Origin of the sequence: Streptomyces fungicidicus (assembly GCF_003665435.1) — a bacterium.
In the GTDB taxonomy this organism is placed as follows: Bacteria; Actinomycetota; Actinomycetes; order Streptomycetales; family Streptomycetaceae; genus Streptomyces; species Streptomyces fungicidicus.
Map to the genome: position 1 here is coordinate 5584273 of NZ_CP023407.1, position 20575 is coordinate 5604847.

14 protein-coding genes are annotated in these 20575 nt (G+C 69.4%); 11 read left to right on the plus strand and 3 right to left on the minus strand.

Annotation, left to right across the window (positions count from 1 at the left end):
• The first annotated feature begins 77 nt into the window (after positions 1 to 77).
• On the plus strand, positions 78 to 1166 hold the full coding sequence (locus CNQ36_RS25500) for a lytic polysaccharide monooxygenase auxiliary activity family 9 protein (protein WP_121547679.1): 1089 nt from the start codon (positions 78 to 80) through the stop codon (positions 1164 to 1166).
• A gap of 71 nt (positions 1167 to 1237) precedes the next feature.
• Here the strand turns inward: CNQ36_RS25500 and CNQ36_RS25505 are convergent, their stop codons facing one another.
• Positions 1238 to 5041 carry a GH92 family glycosyl hydrolase gene (locus CNQ36_RS25505; protein ID WP_121547680.1) on the minus strand — a complete coding sequence of 1268 codons (3804 nt, stop codon included), beginning with the start codon at positions 5039 to 5041 and terminating at the stop codon, positions 1238 to 1240.
• A gap of 375 nt (positions 5042 to 5416) precedes the next feature.
• On the opposite strand from CNQ36_RS25505, the gene ngcE reads away from it, so the two are divergent.
• The 9 genes from ngcE to CNQ36_RS25550 all read left to right on the plus strand — a co-directional run bounded on the left by ngcE (position 5417) and on the right by CNQ36_RS25550 (position 17591).
• Complete coding sequence (ngcE, locus tag CNQ36_RS25510) at positions 5417 to 6898, plus strand: N-acetylglucosamine/diacetylchitobiose ABC transporter substrate-binding protein (RefSeq protein WP_121547681.1); 1482 nt, start codon at positions 5417 to 5419, stop codon at positions 6896 to 6898.
• Positions 6899 to 6975: 77 nt separating this feature from the next.
• Complete coding sequence (locus CNQ36_RS25515; RefSeq protein ID WP_004923727.1) at positions 6976 to 7905, plus strand: carbohydrate ABC transporter permease; 930 nt, start codon at positions 6976 to 6978, stop codon at positions 7903 to 7905.
• Between the two features lie 15 nt (positions 7906 to 7920).
• The gene (locus CNQ36_RS25520) at positions 7921 to 8856 is read left to right on the plus strand and encodes a carbohydrate ABC transporter permease (RefSeq protein WP_004923723.1); all 936 of its coding nucleotides are present in this window, start codon (positions 7921 to 7923) and stop codon (positions 8854 to 8856) included.
• A 216-nt stretch (positions 8857 to 9072) separates the two neighbouring features.
• Positions 9073 to 10284 carry an ROK family transcriptional regulator gene (locus tag CNQ36_RS25525; RefSeq protein ID WP_004923722.1) on the plus strand — a complete coding sequence of 404 codons (1212 nt, stop codon included), beginning with the start codon at positions 9073 to 9075 and terminating at the stop codon, positions 10282 to 10284.
• 134 nt (positions 10285 to 10418) lie between these two features.
• The gene (locus CNQ36_RS25530; RefSeq protein WP_004923721.1) at positions 10419 to 11519 is read left to right on the plus strand and encodes a substrate-binding domain-containing protein; all 1101 of its coding nucleotides are present in this window, start codon (positions 10419 to 10421) and stop codon (positions 11517 to 11519) included.
• A gap of 182 nt (positions 11520 to 11701) precedes the next feature.
• A complete protein-coding gene (locus tag CNQ36_RS25535; protein ID WP_040905943.1) occupies positions 11702 to 12493 on the plus strand; it encodes an ATP-binding cassette domain-containing protein in 792 nt (263 codons plus the stop codon).
• Positions 12490 to 13782, plus strand: coding sequence for a sugar ABC transporter permease (locus tag CNQ36_RS25540; protein ID WP_004923713.1), 1293 nt, complete (start codon positions 12490 to 12492; stop codon positions 13780 to 13782). Before CNQ36_RS25535 ends, CNQ36_RS25540 begins: the two co-directional genes overlap by 4 nt.
• 230 nt (positions 13783 to 14012) lie before the next feature.
• On the plus strand, positions 14013 to 15944 hold the full coding sequence (dxs, locus tag CNQ36_RS25545) for a 1-deoxy-D-xylulose-5-phosphate synthase (protein ID WP_121547682.1): 1932 nt from the start codon (positions 14013 to 14015) through the stop codon (positions 15942 to 15944).
• A gap of 150 nt (positions 15945 to 16094) precedes the next feature.
• Entirely contained in the window at positions 16095 to 17591 is a 1497-nt protein-coding gene (locus tag CNQ36_RS25550) for an amino acid permease (protein ID WP_121547683.1), read from the plus strand.
• A gap of 18 nt (positions 17592 to 17609) precedes the next feature.
• Here the strand turns inward: CNQ36_RS25550 and CNQ36_RS25555 are convergent, their stop codons facing one another.
• Positions 17610 to 18011 (minus strand): PIN domain-containing protein, encoded by a 402-nt coding sequence (locus tag CNQ36_RS25555; protein WP_121548588.1) that lies wholly within the window; start codon positions 18009 to 18011, stop codon positions 17610 to 17612.
• Between the two features lie 163 nt (positions 18012 to 18174).
• Here CNQ36_RS25555 and CNQ36_RS25560 point away from each other — a divergent pair, with 163 nt between their 5' ends.
• A complete protein-coding gene (locus CNQ36_RS25560) occupies positions 18175 to 19296 on the plus strand; it encodes a DUF8189 domain-containing protein (RefSeq protein ID WP_121547684.1) in 1122 nt (373 codons plus the stop codon).
• Between the two features lie 23 nt (positions 19297 to 19319).
• Here the strand turns inward: CNQ36_RS25560 and CNQ36_RS25565 are convergent, their stop codons facing one another.
• Positions 19320 to 20402: an LCP family protein gene (locus CNQ36_RS25565; protein ID WP_121547685.1), complete on the minus strand. Its 1083-nt coding sequence runs from the start codon at positions 20400 to 20402 to the stop codon at positions 19320 to 19322.
• Positions 20403 to 20575 lie beyond the last annotated feature (173 nt).

Sequence of the window (20575 nt, forward strand, 5' to 3'; positions counted from 1 at the left end):
TCGGCGGCGCTGCCACCTCGCCCGGTCCACGCACTCCTGCATGATCCGTCAACCCCACAGTCGCGGACAGGTGTGTCATGATCACGACATTATCCGGGAGCGCGTCCGCTCCCCGTTCCAAACTCCCCACCCCGGCCAGAGCCCTGTTCCTCGTCCTGGTGTCCCTGCTCGCCACCATTCCGGCCATCGGCCTGGTCGTGACGGCGGGCGGCGACGCGGAAGCCCACGGCACGCCCATGAAACCCGGCAGCCGCACCTTCCTGTGCTGGCAGGACGCACTGACCGACACCGGCGAGATCAAGCCGGTCAACCCCGCCTGCAGGACCGCCGCGCAGGTCAGCGGCACCACACCGTTCTACAACTGGTTCTCCGTGCTGCGCTCCGACGGCGACGGCCGCACCCGCGGCTTCGTGAACGACGGAGAACTGTGCAGCGGCGGCAACACCAACTTCAGCGGCTTCGACAGCCCGAGCGCCGACTGGCCGCTCACCCATCTCACCGCGGGCGCGACCGTGGACTTCTCCTACAACGCCTGGGCCGCGCACCCCGGCTGGTTCCACGTGTACATCACCAAGGACGGCTTCGACCCGACGCGGCGCCTCACCTGGGCCGACATGGAGGAGCAGCCCTTCCTCTCGGTGGACCACCCGCCGCTCAACGGGTCCCCCGGCACCGTCGAGGCCGACTACCGCTGGAGCGGGGAGCTTCCGGGGGCCAAGTCCGGCCGCCACATCATCTACATGGTGTGGCAGCGCTCGGACAGCAAGGAGACCTTCTACTCCTGCTCCGACGTCGTCTTCGACGGCGGCGACGGCGAGGTGACCGGCATCAAGGAGCCCGGCAACCCGACCGAACCCGTGCCCGGCACGTGCACCGCCACCCGCCGCACCACGGGCAGCTGGAACGGCGGCCACCAGTCCGAGGTGACCGTCACCAACAGCGGCGACGTGCCGATGCTCGGCTGGATGGTCGACTGGACCCTCCCGGCCGGCCAGAGCGTCGCCAGCCTGTGGAGCGGGAACGCCACCTACGACGGCCAGGACGTGATGGTCCACAACGCCGGCTACAACGGCTCCCTCGCTCCGGGGCAGAGCACCACGTTCGGCTATGTGGTCTCCGGCTCCGGAGGTGACAGCACGGCCTCCCTGCCCTGCCGGGTCGGCTGACCGCCGCGCACACCCCCGGCAAGCGGAAGGCGGGCCCGGACACGGTCCGGGCCCGCCAGGTGCGCGGAGGGTCAGCTCAGCAGTTCCACCTCCGCCAGCGTCGCCTCACCGGTCAGCACCAGCCGGTAGTGGCCGTAGGCCTTCGGCTCGCCGACCGAGAAGGCGCGCGTCTGCCGGTCCCAGCGGAAGGACTCGTCCGTCCGCCTGTCGAGGTCCGTCCAGGTCTTCCCGTCGGCCGAGCCCTGCAGCACCCAGCCCGTCGGCGCCTCGGCGGCCTCCGACGACGTCAGCGTGTACTGCGCCGCCGCGGTGTCCCCGGTGACGGGCAGCTCCACGGTGGACACCGTGGTGCCGGTCGCGGACGTGTCGTCGAACAGGGCGCCCGCGCCCTTCAGCGCGTCCTTGCGGGGCGTGGGCACCTCGTCGTCCTTGGTGATCGACACGGGGGCGGCGTTCTTGCCGGTGCCCCACGACGACGGACGCGGGCCCATGTCGAACTCCAGGACCCCGCCCTTGGCGACCACCGAGTGCGGCAGCGAAGTGGAGTTCCAGCGCTTGCCGTTGACCTTCAGGCCCTGCACGTAGACGTTCGCCGCGCTGTTCTTCGGCGCCTTGACGACCAGCTCGCGGCCGTTCTCCAGGTGCACGGTCACCTTCTTGAACAGCGGGGAGCCGATGGCGTACTCGCCACTGCCCATCACCAGCGGGTAGAAGCCGAGCGAGGAGAAGAGGTACCAGGCCGACTGCTCGCCGTTGTCCTCGTCGCCGTGGTAGCCCTGGCCGATCTCGCTGCCCGTGTAGAGGCGGGACAGCACCTCGCGCACGTTCTTCTGCGTCTTCCAGGGCTGCCCGGCCGCGTCGTACATGTACAGGGCGTGGTGGGCGACCTGGTTGGAGTGGCCGTACATGCCCATGCGGACGTCCCGCGCCTCGGTCATCTCGTGGATGACACCGCCGTAGGAGCCCTTGAACTCGGGGGAGGCCGTCTCGGGGGTGGAGAGGTACTCGTCGAGCTTGTCCCCGAGGCCGTCCCGGCCGCCGTACAGGTTGGCCAGGCCGCGGCTGTCCTGCGGGGCGGTGAAGGCGTAGCCCCAGCCGTTGGTCTCCGTGTAGTCGTGGCCCCAGACGCGCGGGTCGTACTTGGAGGACTCGACCCGCCAGTCGCCCTTGGCGTCCTTGCCCTGGAAGAAGCCGGCCCCGGAGTCGAAGAGGTTGACGTAGTCCTGGGCGCGGTTGAGGAAGTACGCGGACTCCTCCTGGTACCGCTTGTCGCCGGTCTTCTTGTAGAGCGCCTCGCCCATCCTGGCGATGCCGTAGTCGTTGAGGTAGCCCTCCAGCGCCCACGACAGGCCCTCGTGGGTCTCGGTGCCGGTGTAGCCGAGGAACGGCGAGGTCGCCATGCCCTTGCGGCCCACACCGGACGACGGGGGCACGACGGTGGCGTTCTTGACGGCCGCGTCGTACGCCGCCTCCGCGTCGAAGTCGACGCCCTTGACGTACGCGTCGGCGAACGCGACGTCCGAGGAGGTGCCGGTCATCAGGTCGGCGTAGCCGGGGGAGGACCAGCGCGAGGTCCAGCCGCCGTCCTTGTAGTGCTGCACGAAGCCGTCGACCAGCTCACCGGCCTTGGACGGGGTCAGGAAGGAGTACGCCGGCCAGGTGGTCCGGTAGGTGTCCCAGAAGCCGTTGTTGACGTACACCTTGCCGTCCACGATCTTCGCACCGGTGTGCGTCGGGGTGTCCGGCTCCGGCATCTTCGAGAACGGCGAGGCGTACTTGTACGTCCCGCCGACCTTCTCGTGGCCCGAGTTCGGGTACAGGTACAGCCGGTAGAGGCTGGAGTAGAGCGTGGTCAGCTGGTCGGGCGTGGCGCCCTCCACCTCGACCTTGCCGAGGATCCGGTCCCACTGGTGCCGCGCGTCCCGCTTGACCTTGTCGAAGGAGGTGCGGCTGGGCAGCTCCTGGCGCAGGTTGTCCTTCGCCTGGTCGACGCTGATCAGGGAGGTGGCCAGGCGCAGCGTGACCGTGCGGTCCTTGCCCGCGTCGAAGCGCAGGTACCCCTTGACGCCGCCGGAGTCGCCCCCGGTCACCTTCTTGTCGAACTCGCCGTACACGAACAGCCGGGTGGCGCCCGTGGACAGCCCGGACTTGACGTCCGAGTAGCCCGTGAAGGTGCCGTTCTCCTTGTCGAGGGTCAGGCCGGCCTGGTCGGTGACGTTGTCGAACAGCACGCTCGCGTCGTCGCCGGGGAAGGTGAAGCGCATCGCCGCCGCGTGGTCCGTCGGCGCCATCTCGGCCTTCAGGCCGTTCTCGAACCGCACGCCGTAGTAGTACGGCCGGGCGGTCTCGTTCTCGTGCCGGAACGCCAGTTCGCGCGCCTCACGGCCGGTGTCCGGGGTGCCGGAGGCGGCCGACGGCATCACCTGGAAGGTCTGCCGGTCGCCCATCCAGGGGCTCGGCTCGTGGCTGGCGCTGAACGCCTGGATCGTGGGGAGGTTGTCCGCGTTGTTGCCGCGCGCGTAGTCGTACAGCCAGCTCATCGAGCCGGCGTTGGTGACCGGTGTCCAGAAGTTGAACCCGTGCGGCACGGCCGTCGCGGGGAAGTTGTTGCCGCGCGAGAAGCCGCCGCTGGAGTTGGTGCCCCGGGTCGTCACCGCGTAGTCGGAGAGGTGGGCCTTCGGGCGCTCGGGCTTCACCGACTTCAGCGCCACGTCGTCCAGCCAGCCGCGGAACTTCGCCGGGCCCTTGGGGGAGTCGTACGCCACCAGGATCCGGTCCACGGTCTTGCCGGCGGCCACCGAACCGATCCGGGAGACCACGTTGTTCCACTGGTTGACGTAGAGGACCTTCGAGGCGCCCTGCCCCTGCGGGGTGAGCGGGAAGCCGTGCTGGTCGGTGGCGCGCAGGTCGCTCAGCTGGGTGCCGTCGGTGAAGGCGAGGTCGACGGAGACGTTGGTGGCGTCGTAGTCGAGGTCGCCGTCCGCCATGGAGGGGAAGATCCGGTACGACAGCTGGGTGTCGCGGCCGACCGCCACATCGACGTCGAACACCTTGTTGTACGAGTACGCCCGCCCGTCGGCGGTGTGCCGGCCGACGTAGCGCAGGGCGCGCTTCCCGGTGAACCCGGCGCCGGACTTGGCCGTCGGGGAGCCGGTCGGGCCGCGGTCGACCAGCGAGAGCATGTCCTGCGGTATGGGCGCCTCGTCGTCGCCGGTGGAGAACTGGACGTCGGCGAGCTGGACGATGCCGCCGCCGCCGTTCTTGGTGATCTCCAGCCGGAAGTGCCGGTACTCGGCGACGGCCGACGCGTCGATGTCGTAGACCTTGGTCTGGAACCGCTTGTCGAACGTCTCGCCCGAGCGGGTGTCGAGGGTCTTCCAGTCCTCGCCGTCGGCGGAGCCCTTGAGGGTCCAGTCCCTCGGGTCGCGCTCGGCGGCGTCGTTGGCGGACGTGAGGGCGTAACGGACCGTCTTCACCGGGGCGTCGAGGTCGAACTCCACCCAGCCGGTGGACTCGAAGGCCAGCCACTTGCTGCTCGGCTCGCCGTCGACGAGGTTCTCCTTCACCTCCCCGCCGCCGGCGTTCTCCGCGCTGGCGCGGACGTCCGTGACGTGGTCGGTGACATTGCCCGGGATGCCGGAGCTGTAGCCGCCGTCCACCCCGGAGGCGCGCTTCTCGCCGCTCCGTGTGGTGTCGACGGTGTTCAGCCAGTCCGGGGCGGGTTCCCCGGACTCGAACGACGACGCGAACTCACGGTCCGCCTTCGGCGGCGCCTGGGGCAGCGCCACCGCGACGCCCTGTGAGCCCGCGGCCAAAGTGAAGGCGGTCGCCGCGACGACCGCCGATCCCCATCTGTGCCGAACCCTGTCTTGCATGCGTGAGCACCCTCCCTGCGCTGGACAACGTTGTCAATCGGATGCGCAAGGTCTAGTAGTGCGTCAAGTGACCCGTGGTGTCAAGGGGGTTGAATGTGGCATTCAGGCGTAACGGCAATGATTCTTCCGTTCGCGAACGCGTCGGAGGCTCATATTTCCGCGAGGTCTCAACTCGGAAAAGACCGGAGGTGAACCTTGCATTCGATCTTGCTCCGTCGGCCCGAAGTGGACTATACCTGTCGGCACTCCGGGGCATCTCCACCGCACCCGACCGTGTACCAGCCGCACTTCCTGCACGACCCAGCTTGACCCGAACGCGGTGCCGGGGAGGATCCGGTTCACCGCCTGAGTCCTGGAGAAGGCGAGGACTTGAGCATGGGATCCACTTCCGCCGAGAACGAAGGCACCGGTTCCGCGCAGAACACCGGCGCCGGTGACAACGGCACGACCGGCGTGGGGCGCCGCGCACTGATCAAGCGGTCCGCCGCGCTGGGCCTGATTTCCGTACCGACGATGAGCTTCCTCTCCGCGTGCGCCAGCGGCGGCGGAGACGACGATTCCGGTGACAACGAGGGCAAGACGTCCGACTCCAACCCCTTCGGCGTCAAGGAAGGCACCAAACTCGACGTCGTCATCTTCAAGGGCGGTTACGGCGACGACTACGCCAAGGCGTGGGAGGCCGCCTTCAAGAAGAAGTGGGGCGTGACCTCCGTCCACACCGGAACCCAGGAGATCACGGGCAAACTCCAGCCTCGCTTCAACGCCGGGAACCCGCCGGACATCGTCGACGACTCCGGCGCCCAGCAGATCCCGATCGACGTGCTGCACAAGAACAAGCAACTCCTCGACCTCGCCGAGGTGCTGGACGCGCCGTCGGCCGACGACCCGGACAAGAAGGTCCGCGACACCCTCATTCCCGGCACGCTCGACGCCGGCATGCAGGAGGGCAAGGTCGTCGCCCTCAACTACATCTACACGGTGTGGGGTCTGTGGTACTCCGGCAAGCTCTTCAAGGAGAAGGGCTGGGAGGCGCCGAAGACCTGGGACGAGTTCCTCGCCATCTGCAAGGACGCCAAGTCCCAGGGCATCGGCGGCCTCGCCCACCAGGGCAAGTACCCGTACTACATCAACGTCGCCATCATGGACCTGATCGCCAAGAAGGGCGGCCTGGACGCCATGAAGGCGATCGACAACCTCGACCCCAAGGCGTTCGTCGGCTCCGAGGCCGCCACCGAGGCCATCGAGGCGATCTACGAGGTCGTCGAGAAGGGCTACTTGATGCCCGGTACGAACGGCCTGACCCACACCGAGTCGCAGACCCGCTGGAACCAGTACAAGGCCGCGTTCATCACCAGCGGCTCCTGGCTGGAGAACGAGCAGCTCAAGACGACGCCGGACGACTTCGACATGAAGTTCCTGCCGATGCCCCCGCTGGCGGACAGCGCGCTGCCCTTCGAGGCGATCCGGGCCGGCTCCGGCGAGCCCTTCATCATCCCGGCCAAGGCCAAGAACCTGCCCGCCGCCAAGGAGTTCATGCGGCTGATGCTCTCCAAGGAGTGGTCGACGCTGTTCGCCAAGGAGGCGAACTCGCTGACCATCCTCAAGGACGGCGTCGACCCGAACGTCCAGCTGCGTCCGGGCACCGCGTCCACCGTCGACGCCTCCAAGGCGGCCGGTGACAACACCTTCCGTTACCTGTACACCGAGTGGTACAGCGAGATGGGCACCGCGATCGAGAACGCCTCCAACGAGCTGATGGCCAAGCGCATCCAGCCCAAGGAGTGGCTCAAGCGCGCCCAGGCCGCGGTCGACAAGCAGGCCAAGGACCCGGCCTCGAAGCAGAACCGCCGCGACTGATCTCGCTCGACCGACCGCATTCCGGGCCGGGGGAGGACCCCCGGCCCGGAACGGCCACACCCAGGGGCAGGAACGCCATGCGCAAAGGGCAGCACCGGTTCGTCGCGGGTTTTCTCCTCTTTCCCGTGACGCTCTATGTGATCTTCGTGATCTGGCCGTACATCCAGACGTTCGGCTATTCGCTGACCGACTGGAAGGGCCAGTCGCAGACCTTCAGTTTCGTCGGCCTCGACAACTACACCAAGTTGCTCGAGGACGACATCTTCATGGGGGCCATCTGGCACAACGTCCTGTTCCTGGTGTTCATCCCGGTGATCACCATTCTGCTCGCGCTGTTCTTCGCCTTCATGGTGAACGCGGGCGGACGCGGACGTTCCGGAGGGGTCTCCGGAGTCGCCGGATCGAAGTACTACCGGGTCGTCTATTTCTTCCCGCAGGTGCTGTCGCTGGCCATCATGGCGGTGCTCTTCGGCGCGGTGTACCGCAGTGACGGCGGCGGCATGCTCAACGGCGTCCTGATCAAACTGGGACTCGTCGACGAGAACAGTCCCGTGGAATGGCTCAACGAGCCCAACTTCGTGCTGTGGGCGCTCATCGCGGTGGTCGTCTGGCACGGTGTCGGCTTCTATCTGGTGCTGTTCTCGGCCGCCATGCAGTCCATTCCGCGGGACATCTACGAGGCCGCGCTGATCGACGGCGCCGGCCGCGCCCAGTCCTTCTTCCGCATCACCCTGCCGCTGCTGTGGGACTCCGTGCAGACCGCCTGGGTCTACCTCGGCATCGCCGCGATGGACATGTTCATCCTGGTCTCCACCATGACCGCCGGGGACTACGGCGGCGGCCCCGACCACCACAGCGAGGTCATGTCGACCGTGATGATGCGGAACTTCCTGCTGTACGGCCGGAGCGGCTACGCCTGCGCCATGGGCGTGGTCATGCTGCTCCTCACCCTGATCGTGTCCGTGGTCATGCTGCGCGCCACCCGTCGCGAGCGCATCGAGTTCTGAGGCGGAGAGACGACGATGAGCGCACCCCTCAAGGAAACCGCCCCCACCGGGGGCCCCACCCCGCCCCCGCCCCCGGTGGGCAAGGGCACGGCCCGCCCCGGCGACCGGCGCGGCGAAGGCGTCGTGCTGAACGTCTTCTCGCACGGCTTCCTCGCCCTGTGGGCGGTGCTGATCGTGCTGCCGCTGCTGTGGCTGGTGCTGAGCTCCTTCAAGACCGACGCGCAGATCGGCGCCTCCGCCTTCGGCTGGCCGCAGAACTGGGACCCCGGCGTGTTCTCCCGGGCCTGGGAGAAGGGCATCGGGGACTACTTCCTCAACACCGTCGTCGTCCTGGTCTTCTCCGTGCCGCTGACCATGCTGCTCGGTTCCATGGCGGCGTACGTGCTGGCCCGGTACGAGTTCTGGGGCAACCGGCTGCTGTACTACTTCTTCGTCGCGGGCGCGATGTTCCCCGTGTTCCTCGCCCTGGTGCCGCTGTTCTTCATGGTCAAGCGGCTCGACATGCTGAACACCTACCAGGGCCTGATCCTGGTGTACGTCGCCTACTCGATGCCGTTCACGGTGTTCTTCATGCACGCCTTCTTCCGGACCCTGCCCTCGGCGGTCTTCGAGGCGGCGATCCTGGACGGCGCCTCGCACACCCGGACCTTCTTCCAGGTGATGCTGCCGATGGCCAAGCCCGGTCTGCTCAGCGTCGGCATCTTCAACACGCTCGGCCAGTGGAACCAGTACATCCTGCCGACGGTGCTGATGCAGCCGCAGAGCGGTGACGACCCGGAACGCTATGTGCTGACCCAGGGGCTGATCCAGCTCCAGCAGCAGCAGGGCTACGCCTCGGACCTCCCGGTGCTCTTCGCCGGTGTGACGATCGCCATGGTGCCGATGCTGGTGGTCTACCTGTCCTTCCAGCGCCAGGTGCAGGCGGGGCTCACCTCCGCCACCCTGAAGTGACCTGCGGCACCCGCCCGTACCGCCTTGAAGTGACGCACCGGAACGCCTCGTGCACACGCCGCTCCCGCCGCAGGGAGCGGCGTGTGCACGTGTGTCCACGCATCCGGAAACGGTTCAACCTCTTGACGGGAGGCAACCCGAACGGCTCAGCTTAGAGTTCACTAGTTGGACATTCACGGGGTCTCACCGAAGCGGCCCCGCGCGCAGGAGGTCGTCGTGGAGACTCCGGGGTCGCAGTCGTCGCTGCACCGAGCCAACCTGGAGCGGGTCGTCCGAGCAGTACGTCTTGCGGGTTCCCTCACCCAGGCCGAGATCGCGAGGACCACCGGCCTGTCCGCGGCCACGGTCTCCAACATCGTCCGGGAGCTCAAGGACGGCGGGACCGTCGAGGTCACGCCCACCTCGGCGGGCGGTCGCCGGGCGCGCAGCGTCTCGCTGAGCGGGGACGCCGGCATCGTGATCGGCGTGGACTTCGGCCACACCCATCTGCGGGTCGCGGTCGGGAACCTCGCCCACCAGGTGCTGGCCGAGGAGTCCGAGCCGCTGGACGTGGACGCCTCCTCGGCGCAGGGCTTCGACCGGGCGGAACAACTGGTCAAGCGGCTGATCGAGGCGACCGGCGTGGACCCGTCCAAGGTCGCGGGCGTCGGCCTCGGCGTGCCCGGGCCGATCGACGTGGAGTCCGGGACCCTGGGCTCGACCGCGATCCTGCCCGGCTGGACCGGCACCAGACCTGCCGAGGAGCTGCGGGGGCGGCTCGGCGTGCCGGTGCACGTGGACAACGACGCCAACCTCGGCGCCCTGGGCGAGATGGTCTGGGGCAGCGGCCGGGGGGTGCGTGATCTTGCTTACATCAAGGTCGCCAGCGGTGTCGGCGCCGGCCTGGTGATCAGCGGGAAAATCTATCGCGGTCCCGGCGGCACAGCAGGGGAGATCGGGCACATCACCCTCGACGAGTCCGGCCCCGTCTGCCGCTGCGGCAACCGCGGCTGCCTGGAGACCTTCACGGCCGCGCGCTACGTGCTCCCGCTGCTCCAGCCCAGTCACGGCACCGACCTCACGATGGAGGGCGTCGTACGGCTGGCGCGGGAGGGGGACCCCGGCTGCCGGCGGGTGATCGCCGACGTCGGCCGCCACATCGGCAGCGGAGTCGCCAACCTCTGCAACCTGCTGAACCCGAGCCGGGTGGTGCTCGGCGGCGATCTCGCGGAGGCCGGTGAGCTGGTGCTGGGGCCGATAAGGGAGTCCGTCGGCCGCTACGCGATCCCCAGCGCGGCACGCCAACTGTCCGTCCTCCCCGGGGCACTTGGCGGCCGCGCCGAGGTGCTCGGGGCGCTCGCCCTCGCACTGAGCGAGATGGGCGATTCGACGCTTTTGGACGGCACCGCCACCGGGTCGCTCACCCCGGCCACCCCTGCCTTCACTTAGAGAACGGATGGCACCGTTGCCATCTCGTTAAGGATTTACTTCTTGACGTCGCACGTGTGGCCGAGTTGACTTCCAGCCACCTCGGCCGCAACGACGCGGCCTCGTCAGGGAGGTTTGAAGAAGTGAACACGCGTATGCGTCGTGCCGCCTTTGCCGTCGCCGCCGGTGCGATGGCCGTCTCGCTCGCCGCTTGTGGCAGCGCCGCCGAGTCCGGCGACAAGAGCGACTCCAGCGACTCCGCCGCCAAGGGCGACGCCATCAAGGTCGGTCTGCTCCTGCCGGAGAACCAGACCGCGCGGTACGAGAAGTTCGACAAGCCCTTGATCGAGAAGAAGGTCAAGGAGCTCACGAACAACAAGGGCGAGGTTGTCTACAACAACGCCAAGCAGGACGCCAGCCTGCAGAACCAGCAGGTCGAGACGATGATCACCAACAAGGTGGACGTGCTCATCGTCGACGCGGTGGACTCCAAGGCCATCGCCGGCTCGGTGAAGAAGGCCAAGGACGCCGGCATCCCGGTCGTGGCCTACGACCGCCTCGCCGAGGGCCCCATCGACGCCTACACCTCGTTCGACAACGTGACCGTCGGCAAGACCCAGGGCGAGGCCCTGCTCGAGGCCCTGGGCGACAAGGCCAAGGACGGCCAGATCGTCATGATGAACGGGTCCTCCACCGACCCGAACGCCGCCCAGTTCAAGGAGGGCGCGCACTCCGTCCTCGACGGCAAGGTGAAGGTCGGCCGCGAGTACGACACCAAGGAGTGGAAGCCGGAGAACGCCAACTCCAACATGGAGGGCGCGATCTCCGCCCTCGGCAAGAAGAAGATCGTCGGCGTCTACTCGGCCAACGACGGCATGGCGGGCGGCATCATCACCGCCCTGAAGGCCGCCGGCATCGAGGACGTCCCGGTCACCGGCCAGGACGCCGAACTCGCGGGTGTGCAGCGCATCGTCACCGGTGAGCAGTTCATGAGCGTCTACAAGCCGTACGCCCCGGAGGCCGACGCCGCCGCGCAGATGGCCGTCGCGCTCGCCCAGGGCAAGTCGCTGGACTCGGTCGCCAAGGACAAGGTCGACAGCCCCACCACCAAGGGCGTCCCCTCGGTGCTCGTCCCGGTCGTGTCGCTGACCCAGGAGAACATCAACGACACGGTGATCAAGGACGGCGTCTACACCGTCCAGGAGATCTGCACGGACAAGTACAAGGCCGCGTGCGACAAGATCGGCCTCAAGTAAGCAGTCCCCAAGTCCCGTGAGGTGCAAGGGAGTCCGTGATCCGGACTCCCTGCCCGGGACCGACTGCCACGCGCTTCCGCCGGCGCCCCGCACACATCAGCCCCGCAAGCTACGCGGGGCGCCGGACGGAACACCCCCCCAAACTTCTGCACAACCTCCCGCCGGGTCAGGCGGCGAAGGAGATGGTTCACGTGTCCGCTACGCCCGTGCTGGCGTTGCGCGGGGTCTCCAAGCGGTTCGGTGCCGTCCAGGCGCTCACCGACGTAGAGCTTGAGGTCCACGCCGGTGAGGTGGTCGCCCTGGTGGGCGACAACGGCGCCGGAAAGTCCACGCTGGTCAAGACGATCGCCGGCGTGCACCCCATCGATGAGGGCGTCATCGAATGGGACGGCAGGGCCGTCCAGATCAACCGGCCGCACGACGCCCAGAACCTGGGCATCGCGACGGTCTACCAGGACCTCGCGCTGTGCGACAACATCGATGTCGTCGGCAACCTCTACCTGGGCCGGGAGCTCCGCAGGCGCGGCGTCCTCGACGAGGTGGAGATGGAGCGCCGCTCCCGTGAGCTCCTCGACACGCTGTCGATCCGCATCCCCAGCGTCCGCATCCCGATCGCGTCCCTCTCCGGAGGCCAGCGCCAGGTCGTGGCCATCGCCCGCTCCATGCTCGGCGAGCCCAAGCTGGTGATCCTGGACGAGCCCACCGCCGCCCTCGGCGTCGAGCAGACCGCCCAGGTCCTCGACCTGGTCGAGCGGCTGCGCGAGCGCGGTCACGCGGTCATCCTCATCAGCCACAACATGGCCGATGTGAAGGCCGTGGCGGACAAGGTCGCCGTCCTGCGCCTCGGGCGCAACAACGGCGTCTTCGAGGTCAAGTCGACCTCGCAGGAAGAGATCATCTCCGCCATCACCGGCGCCACGGACAACGCCGTGACCCGTCGTGCGGCGCGCACCAATGGGGAGATCAAGAAGTGAGCACCGAAAAGACCTCCACCCCCACCGAGGACCACGCCGTGGAGAACCCCGAGGCGGCCGCCGCGGCGGTCACCGTGGTCGACCCCCGGCTGCTGGTGCGCGAACAGGGCTTCCTGGGCTACTGGAACGAGTTCAAGCGGAAGATGAAGGCCGGTGACCTCGGCTCCATCCCCGTGGTGGTCGGCCTGCTGATCATCTGGGCCATCTTCACCAGCCTGAACTCCAACTTCCTCACCGCCGGCAACTTCTCCGACATGTCCGTCGCCATGGTCGGCACGGGCATGATCGCCGTCGGCATCGTTTTCGTCCTGCTGCTCGGCGAGATCGACCTGTCGGTCGGCTCGGTCAGCGGTGTCGCGGGCGCCGCCTTCGCCGTCATGAACGTCACGCACGGGATGAACGAGGTGCTGGCCCTGGTGCTGGCGATCCTCACCGGCACGGTGGCCGGCGCCATCCACGGCGTCATCTTCGCCCGCATCGGCGTCCCGGCCTTCGCCGTGACGCTGGCCGGTCTGCTGTTCTGGCAGGGCTTCATGCTGCAGATCCTCGGCAGCAACGGCACCATCAACCTCGACTCCGAGGGCCTGGTCGTCAAGCTCACCAGCTACTACTTCACCGATGTGGCCGCCGCCTACGGTCTGGCGATCGTCGCGACCGTGGGGTACTTCCTCCTCGCGTTCTTCGACAACCGCCGCCGCGAGGCCGCCGGCGTGCCGTCCCGCCCGCTGAACGAGATCATCGTGCGGACCGTGCTGCTGGCGGTCCTGGCCTTCGCCGTCGCGATCGTCTTCAACCAGTACAAGGGCCTGCCGCTGGCCGTGGTGATCTTCCTGGCCTTCCTGGTCCTCACGGACTTCGTGCTGCGCCGCACCGCCTACGGCCGCAAGGTCTTCGCGCTCGGCGGCTCCGTCGAGGCGTCCCGCCGCGCCGGCATCAACGTGGAGATGGTCCGGATCTCGGTCTTCGCGATCGCCGGTACCTTCGCCGCGATCGGCGGCCTGTTCGTCGCCTCGAAGATCGCCTCCGCCAACCAGGGCGCGGGCACCGGTGAGTTCCTGATGAACGTCATCGCCGCGGCGGTGATCGGTGGTACGTCCCTCTTCGGCGGCCGCGGCCGGACCTGGGACGCGCTGCTCGGTGTGATGGTCATCATCTCGATCACGTACGGACTGGCGCTGGAGGGCATCGCCTCGCCGGTGCAGTACATGATCACCGGTGGCGTGCTGCTGGCCACGGTCGTCATCGACGCGGTGACGCGTAAGACGCAGAAGACGGCTGGGCGCGCCTAGGACGTGCGTCGGCTGCGGGTCCGTCGTGGTTGATCGCGCGGTTCCCCGCGCCCCTTGAGGGCGTGGCTGTTGCCCGGTGCCTTTCAGGTGCCGGGCAACAGTTCGTCGTTTGTGGGTACTGCTGATCGGGTGATGTACGACGCACGGCCCGGAGACCGTTCGGTTGAGCGGAACATTAGACTCGACCCGCCCGGCAACAGCTCGATCAGCTCTACTGCAAGGAGGCACGGGTGCCGCTGCTGACCCGCATCAGGGGACCGCGCGATCTGGACCGGCTCAGCCCGGAGGAGCTCGACCGGCTGGCCGGGGAGATCCGGACCTTCCTCGTGGACGCGGTCTCCAAGACCGGCGGCCACCTCGGCCCCAACCTCGGTGTGGTGGAGCTCACCCTCGCCCTGCACCGCGTCTTCGAGTCGCCCAGGGACAAGGTGCTCTGGGACACCGGCCACCAGTCCTACGTGCACAAGCTGCTGACCGGCAGGCAGGACTTCTCCCGGCTGAAGATGAAGGGCGGCCTGTCCGGCTACCCCTCGCAGGCGGAGTCCGAGCACGACGTCATCGAGAACAGCCACGCCTCCACCGTGCTCGGCTGGGCCGACGGCATCGCCAAGGCCAACCAGATCAAGAAGCGCGACAGCCACGTCGTGGCGGTCATCGGCGACGGCGCGCTGACCGGCGGCATGGCCTGGGAGGCGCTGAACAACATCGCCGACGCCAAGGACCGCCCGCTGGTCATCGTCGTCAACGACAACGAGCGCTCCTACTCGCCCACCATCGGCGGCCTGGCGAACCACCTCGCGACCCTGCGCACCACCGACGGCTACGAGCGCTTCCTGACCCGCACCAAGGACCTCCTGGAGCGCACCCCCGTCGTCGGCCAGGCCCTCTACGACACCCTGCACGGCGCCAAGAAGGGCCTGAAGGACTTCATCGCCCCGCAGGGCATGTTCGAGGACCTCGGCCTGAAGTACGTCGGCCCGATCGACGGCCACGACATCGAGGCCCTGGAGTCCGCCCTGACCCGCGCCAAGCGGTTCGGCGGCCCGGTCATCGTGCACTGCCTCACCGAGAAGGGCCGCGGCTACCAGCCCGCCCTCCAGGACGAGGCCGACCGCTTCCACGCGGTCGGCAAGATCCATCCCGACACGGGCCTGCCGATCGCCAGCTCCGGCGCCGACTGGACCTCCGTCTTCGGCGAGGAGATGGTGAAGCTCGGCGAGGAGCGCGACGACGTCGTCGCCATCACCGCCGCCATGCTCCAGCCGGTCGGCCTCGACAGGTTCGCCAAGCGCTTCCCGGACCGGGTCTACGACGTCGGCATCGCCGAGCAGCACGGCGCCGTCTCCGCCGCCGGCCTGGCGCACGCCGGGGTGCACCCGGTCTTCGCCGTCTACGCCACCTTCCTGAACCGCGCCTTCGACCAGGTGCTGATGGACGTGGCCCTGCACAGGTGCGGCGTGACGTTCGTGCTCGACCGGGCCGGGGTCACCGGCACCGACGGCGCCTCCCACAACGGCATGTGGGACATGTCGATCCTCCAGGTCGTCCCCGGACTGCGGCTCGCCGCCCCGCGCGACGCCGACCAGGTGCGCGCCCAGCTCCGGGAGGCCGTCGCCGTCGAGGACGCGCCCACCGTGGTGCGCTTCTCCAAGGGCGCCGTCGGCCCCGCCGTACCCGCCGTGGGCCGCGTCGGCGGCATGGACGTGCTGCGCGAGCCCGGCACCGACACCCCGGACGTGCTGCTGGTCTCCGTGGGCGCGCTCGCCCCGATGTGCCTGGAGATCGCCGGGCTGCTCGACCGGCAGGGCATCTCCACCACCGTCGTCGACCCCCGCTGGGTCAAGCCCGTCGACGAGGCGATGGCCCCGCTCGCCGAGAAGCACCGGGTCGTCGTCACCGTCGAGGACAACTCCCGCGTCGGCGGCGTCGGCTCCACGATCGCCCAGGCGCTGCGCGACGCCGGCGTCGACGTGCCGCTGCGCGACTTCGGCATCCCGCCGCGCTTCCTCGACCACGCCTCGCGCGCCGAGGTCATGGCGGAGATCGGGCTGACCGCCCCCGACATCGCCCGCCAGGTCACCGGCCTGGTCGCCAAGCTCGACGGACGGTACGAGCGGTCCGCCGCCGACGCCATCGACTCGGTGGAGCCGGCCCGCGACTGACGCCGTCGACGACGCGTCGCCCGGATGGGCCGCGCGCACCACCCTTCGCGGTGGCGCGCGCGGCCCGTTTGCGTGAAGGCGCCCACGCCGGGGCATACGAGCTACGCCCCCTCTCGATCATGTCGAGGACGACAAGCGTGGGAGGAAACCGTGACAAGCCCCCTCTTCCGGACGAAGAAGGTCGAACAGTCCATCCGTGACACGGAGGAACCCGAGCACGCGCTCAAGAAATCCCTCTCCGCGCTGGACCTGACCGTCTTCGGCGTCGGTGTCATCATCGGCACCGGCATCTTCGTCCTCACCGGCACGGTCGCCAAGGACAACGCCGGGCCCGCCACGGCGCTGGCGTTCGTGGTGGCCGGCGTCGTCTGCGCGCTCGCCGCGCTCTGCTACGCCGAGTTCGCCTCCACCGTCCCGGTGGCGGGCTCCGCGTACACGTTCTCCTACGCCTCCCTGGGCGAGCTGCCGGCCTGGATCATCGGCTGGGACCTGGTCCTGGAGTTCGCCCTGGGCACGGCGGTGGTGGCCGTCGGCTGGTCGGGCTACATCCAGTCGCTCCTGTCCAACGCGGGCTGGGAGATGCCCGCCGCGCTGGGCAGCCGCGAGGGCGCCGACGTCTTCGGGTTCGACATCCTCGCCGCCGCCCTGGTGCTGGTGCTCACGGGCATCCTCGTCCTCGGCATGAAGCTGTCCGCCCGCGTCACCTCGGTCGTCGTCGCCATCAAGGTGACCGTGGTCCTCGTGGTGATCGTCGCGGGAGCCTTCTTCATCACCGCCGACAACTACGACCCGTTCATCCCGAAGTCCGAGCCCGTCCCCGCGGGCGACAGCCTCGCCTCCCCGCTCATCCAGCTGATGTTCGGCTGGGCCCCGGCCAACTTCGGCGTGATGGGCATCTTCACCGCCGCCTCGGTGGTGTTCTTCGCCTTCATCGGCTTCGACATCGTCGCCACGGCCGCGGAGGAGACCAAGAACCCGCAGCGCGACATGCCGCGCGGCATCCTCGGCTCCCTGCTGATCTGCACCGTGCTGTACGTCCTGGTGTCGCTCGTCGTCACCGGTATGCAGCACTACTCCGAGCTGAGCGTGGACGCCCCGCTCGCGGACGCCTTCAAGGCCACCGGACATCCCTGGTTCGCGGGCTTCATCAGCTTCGGCGCCGCCGTCGGCCTGACCACGGTCTGCATGATCCTGCTGCTCGGCCAGACCCGGGTCTTCTTCGCGATGAGCCGCGACGGGCTGCTGCCCCGGTTCTTCTCCCGGGTCCACCCCCGGTTCCGGACGCCGTACCGGCCGACGATCCTGCTCGGCGTCGCCATCGCGATCCTCGCCGGCTTCACCCCGCTGAACGAGCTCGCGGCGCTGGTGAACATCGGCACCCTGTTCGCCTTCGTGATCGTCGCGATCAGCGTGATCATCCTCCGCAGGACCCGGCCCGACCTGCCCCGCGCCTTCCGCACGCCCTGGGTGCCCGTGCTGCCGATCGTCTCGGTCGCCGCGTCCCTGTGGCTGATGCTGAACCTGCCGGCCGAGACCTGGGTCCGCTTCGGCATCTGGATGGCGGTCGGCGTCGTCGTCTACTTCCTGTACAGCCGCAAACACAGCCGTCTGGCCGAGGAGCGCGGCGGGGAACGGACGTCGTCCTGAGGCCGGCGCCTCCCGGCGCTACCCGTCCCGCCGCGGCGCCCAGGCGCCGCCCGCGGGCCGCACCGCGCGCGGGCCGGTGACGTCAGCGCCCAGGGACGTCACCCGGCGGCGCAGCTCGCGGTCGGCCGTGACCACCAGGACCGGGCGGTCGCCCGCCTCCGCCACCAGGTCGACCATGCGGTCGTCGCCGCTGCCCGGGGCCGGGTCCACCCGGACACCGGGGACCGACTCCACCCCGCGGGCCGCCCCCTCGGTCACCAGGACGATCTCCACCGGGCCCGGGTGACCCGGCACGCCCTCCGCGGCCAGCCGGTCGCGCAGCCGTTCCGCGGCGCCCCGGCGGTCCCGCCACCATCCGTCGGGCACCGACCCGACCACGTTGGCGGCGTCGACGATCACGAGCAGGCCGGTGTCATCCATGGCGTCAGGGTCCCACGCGGCGCCCCGGCCGTCCGGGTCGCGGGGGTGCGACCGCGCGCGGGGGAGGACGCCCGGGAACACATGAACGATCGACATATGATGTGTCGAGTTTCAGCGTTCCCGCGTCGGTGACGCGGCGGGCCGCAGGAAGGGGCACCTGGCGATGCGGAGAAGGTCGGCGGGCCCCGTGGGCGCCTCCGTCAAGGACGGACGTGCCGCCGGGGAGCACCGGGAGGCCGCGTCCGGGGCCGCCCACGGTGACTGGCTCACCCGCGGCAAGGACGGCCGGCTGACGCTGTACGTCCCCACCGACGGCGGTCTGCTGCGCTGGACGGAGACCGCCGTGGGTGGCCCCGGCTGGAGCGGTCCGCACTTCGTCCCGGTGGCCGGGCTGACGCACCTGGCGGTGGCTCAGGGAGCCAACGGCTACGTCCACTTCCTCGGCCGCAGGGAGCGCGAGGGCGCCGACTCCACGCCGGGCGTGGACATCGTGCACGCGATCCAGTACCAGACCGGACTCGCCTTCAGCGACTGGCGGTCCCTCGGCAACCCGCACCGGGTCCCGGAGGAGCCCGGACCGCTCGCCGTGCCGGTCGGGGCGGTCGCCCGGGACGGCACCGTGCACGTGTTCGTGCGGGGCGCGCACGGAGGGCTGATGCTGCGGCGCGAGGCCCCGAACGGCAAGTGGAAGGCGTGGGAGGACCTGGGCGGCGGCGGCGCCGGCGCCCAGCCCGCGGCGCTCGCGCTCACCGACGGGCGGATCGAGGTCTGCGTGGCCGCCGAGACGGGCGTGCTGGCGTGGAGCCAGTCCAAGCCCGGCGGCGACTTCACCGGGCCCCGGGGTTTCTCGCTGCGCCCCGTGCCGGGCACGGTCGCGGCCCTGGAGACCGGTCCGGGCCGGGCCACGTTCTTCTGGACGGACGCCGAGAGCGGCGGTGCGGCGGCCTGGCGGGCGGGGGCGTGGCCCGTCGCGCTGGGCGGTACCCCGGCCGAGCGGCCGTGCGCGGTGCTCCGCACGTCGCTGGACGGCTACGACTGTGTCGTCCTCGCCTACCGTGACCAGGACGGCACGGCCGTGCTCGGCATGGGCGGCACGGAGAACGAGGCCGCCGGCTTCTGGTGGTACGCGCTGACCGAGTCCTGCCAGGGCGCTCCGGCCCTGGCCCTGGACGGGCGGGGCCGCGTGGTGATGGCGCTGATCGGCGCCGACGGCAGGCCCAGGGTCGCCCGCCAGGAGGACGGCGACGGCCTCTCGCTCACCCGGTGGGACGTCCTCGGGGGCTGAGCGCGCCGTCGCCGTGCCGGAGGTCAGCCGCCCGTCGCGGGCGACTTCTTCGCGGACTCGGGGATCTCCGCGTCGGAGCGGATCGCCTTCCACAGCTGGTCGGCCTGCGGGTGCGCGGCCACCACCCGGTTCGGGTCGGTCTTGTCGTACGCCACGGGGAGCATGACGGTCTCCATGGACGCCGGGTCGACCCCGTTCATGCTGCGCGCGAAGTCCGCCAGGCTGGTCAGCGAGGCCAGCTCGGAGTCGGTGGTCAGGGCCGAGGTCAGGGTGTCGGCGATCTTGTACGTCTTGGTGGGGCTGCCGAACAGGTCCTGCTTCTTCACCTCGCTCAGCAGGGCGATCATGAACTGCTGCTGGAGGCCTATGCGGCCCAGGTCGCTGCCGTCGCCGACGCCGTGCCGGGTCCGGACGAACGCCAGGGAGTCGGTGCCGTCCAGCTTGTGCGTCCCGGCGCTCAGGTCCAGGCCGCTCGTGCTGTCCTTGATGGGCTCGTCGACGGTGACCGTGACGCCGCCGATCGCGTCGACCAGCCCCTTGAAGCCGGCGAAGTCGATCTCCATGTAGTGGTCCATGCGGACGCCGGACATCTTCTCCACGGTCTTGACCACGCAGGCCGGGCCGGCCGTCGAGTACACGGAGTTGAACATGACGCGCTCGGCCTGCGGAAGGGCGGAGCCGTCCGCCTTGGTGCACTCCGGGCGGGTGACGAGGGTGTCGCGCGGGATGCTCACGGCGACGGCCTGCCGGCGGCCCTCCGGGATGTGCATGACCAGCGCGGTGTCCGACCGGGCGCCCGCCACCTTGCCGGTGCCCAGGCCGGCGTTGTCTCCGGCACGCGAGTCCGAGCCGAGGACCAGCACGTTCTGTCCGGAGGTCGGCAGCTTCTCGGGGCGGTCCTCGCCGAGGGCCTCGTCCAGGTCGACCCCGTCGATGTTCCCGTTCAGGTCGCTGTAGAGCCAGTAGCCGGTGCCCCCCGCGGCGAGCACGACGGCCAGCAGGGACAGCAGGACGATGCGTCCCCAGCGCCGGCGCTTCGGCCGGCGGCGTCCGCCGCCGGACTCGGGCTGCGCACGCCGGGACTCCGTGGTGGCGCTGTGCGTCATGGTTCTTGGGTTCCTCTCCTCACGGGCTCCGCGCGGCGGAGTGGGGCCCGGGTGGGGGGAGACCGGTCCACAGATGCGTTCACGTCAGTGGGAGAACTATAGGCAGCGGTCCACGGCACATCCTGCACGGGTGGAATTAGCACGGCTCAGCGATGAATGCCACATGAACCGAC

Excerpts from the sequence above, each read along its gene's own strand:
- ngcE (WP_121547681.1), top strand. The coding sequence starts at position 5,417 with ATGGGATCCACTTCCGCCGAGAACGAAGGCACCGGTTCCGCGCAGAAC.
- CNQ36_RS25515 (WP_004923727.1), top strand. The coding sequence starts at position 6,976 with ATGCGCAAAGGGCAGCACCGGTTCGTCGCGGGTTTTCTCCTCTTTCCC.
- CNQ36_RS25560 (WP_121547684.1), top strand. The coding sequence starts at position 18,175 with ATGCGGAGAAGGTCGGCGGGCCCCGTGGGCGCCTCCGTCAAGGACGGA.
- CNQ36_RS25500 (WP_121547679.1), top strand. The coding sequence starts at position 78 with ATGATCACGACATTATCCGGGAGCGCGTCCGCTCCCCGTTCCAAACTC.
- CNQ36_RS25535 (WP_040905943.1), top strand. The coding sequence starts at position 11,702 with ATGGTTCACGTGTCCGCTACGCCCGTGCTGGCGTTGCGCGGGGTCTCC.
- CNQ36_RS25505 (WP_121547680.1), bottom strand. The coding sequence starts at position 5,041 with ATGCAAGACAGGGTTCGGCACAGATGGGGATCGGCGGTCGTCGCGGCG.
- CNQ36_RS25555 (WP_121548588.1), bottom strand. The coding sequence starts at position 18,011 with ATGGATGACACCGGCCTGCTCGTGATCGTCGACGCCGCCAACGTGGTC.
- CNQ36_RS25520 (WP_004923723.1), top strand. The coding sequence starts at position 7,921 with ATGAGCGCACCCCTCAAGGAAACCGCCCCCACCGGGGGCCCCACCCCG.
- CNQ36_RS25565 (WP_121547685.1), bottom strand. The coding sequence starts at position 20,402 with ATGACGCACAGCGCCACCACGGAGTCCCGGCGTGCGCAGCCCGAGTCC.
- CNQ36_RS25530 (WP_004923721.1), top strand. The coding sequence starts at position 10,419 with ATGCGTCGTGCCGCCTTTGCCGTCGCCGCCGGTGCGATGGCCGTCTCG.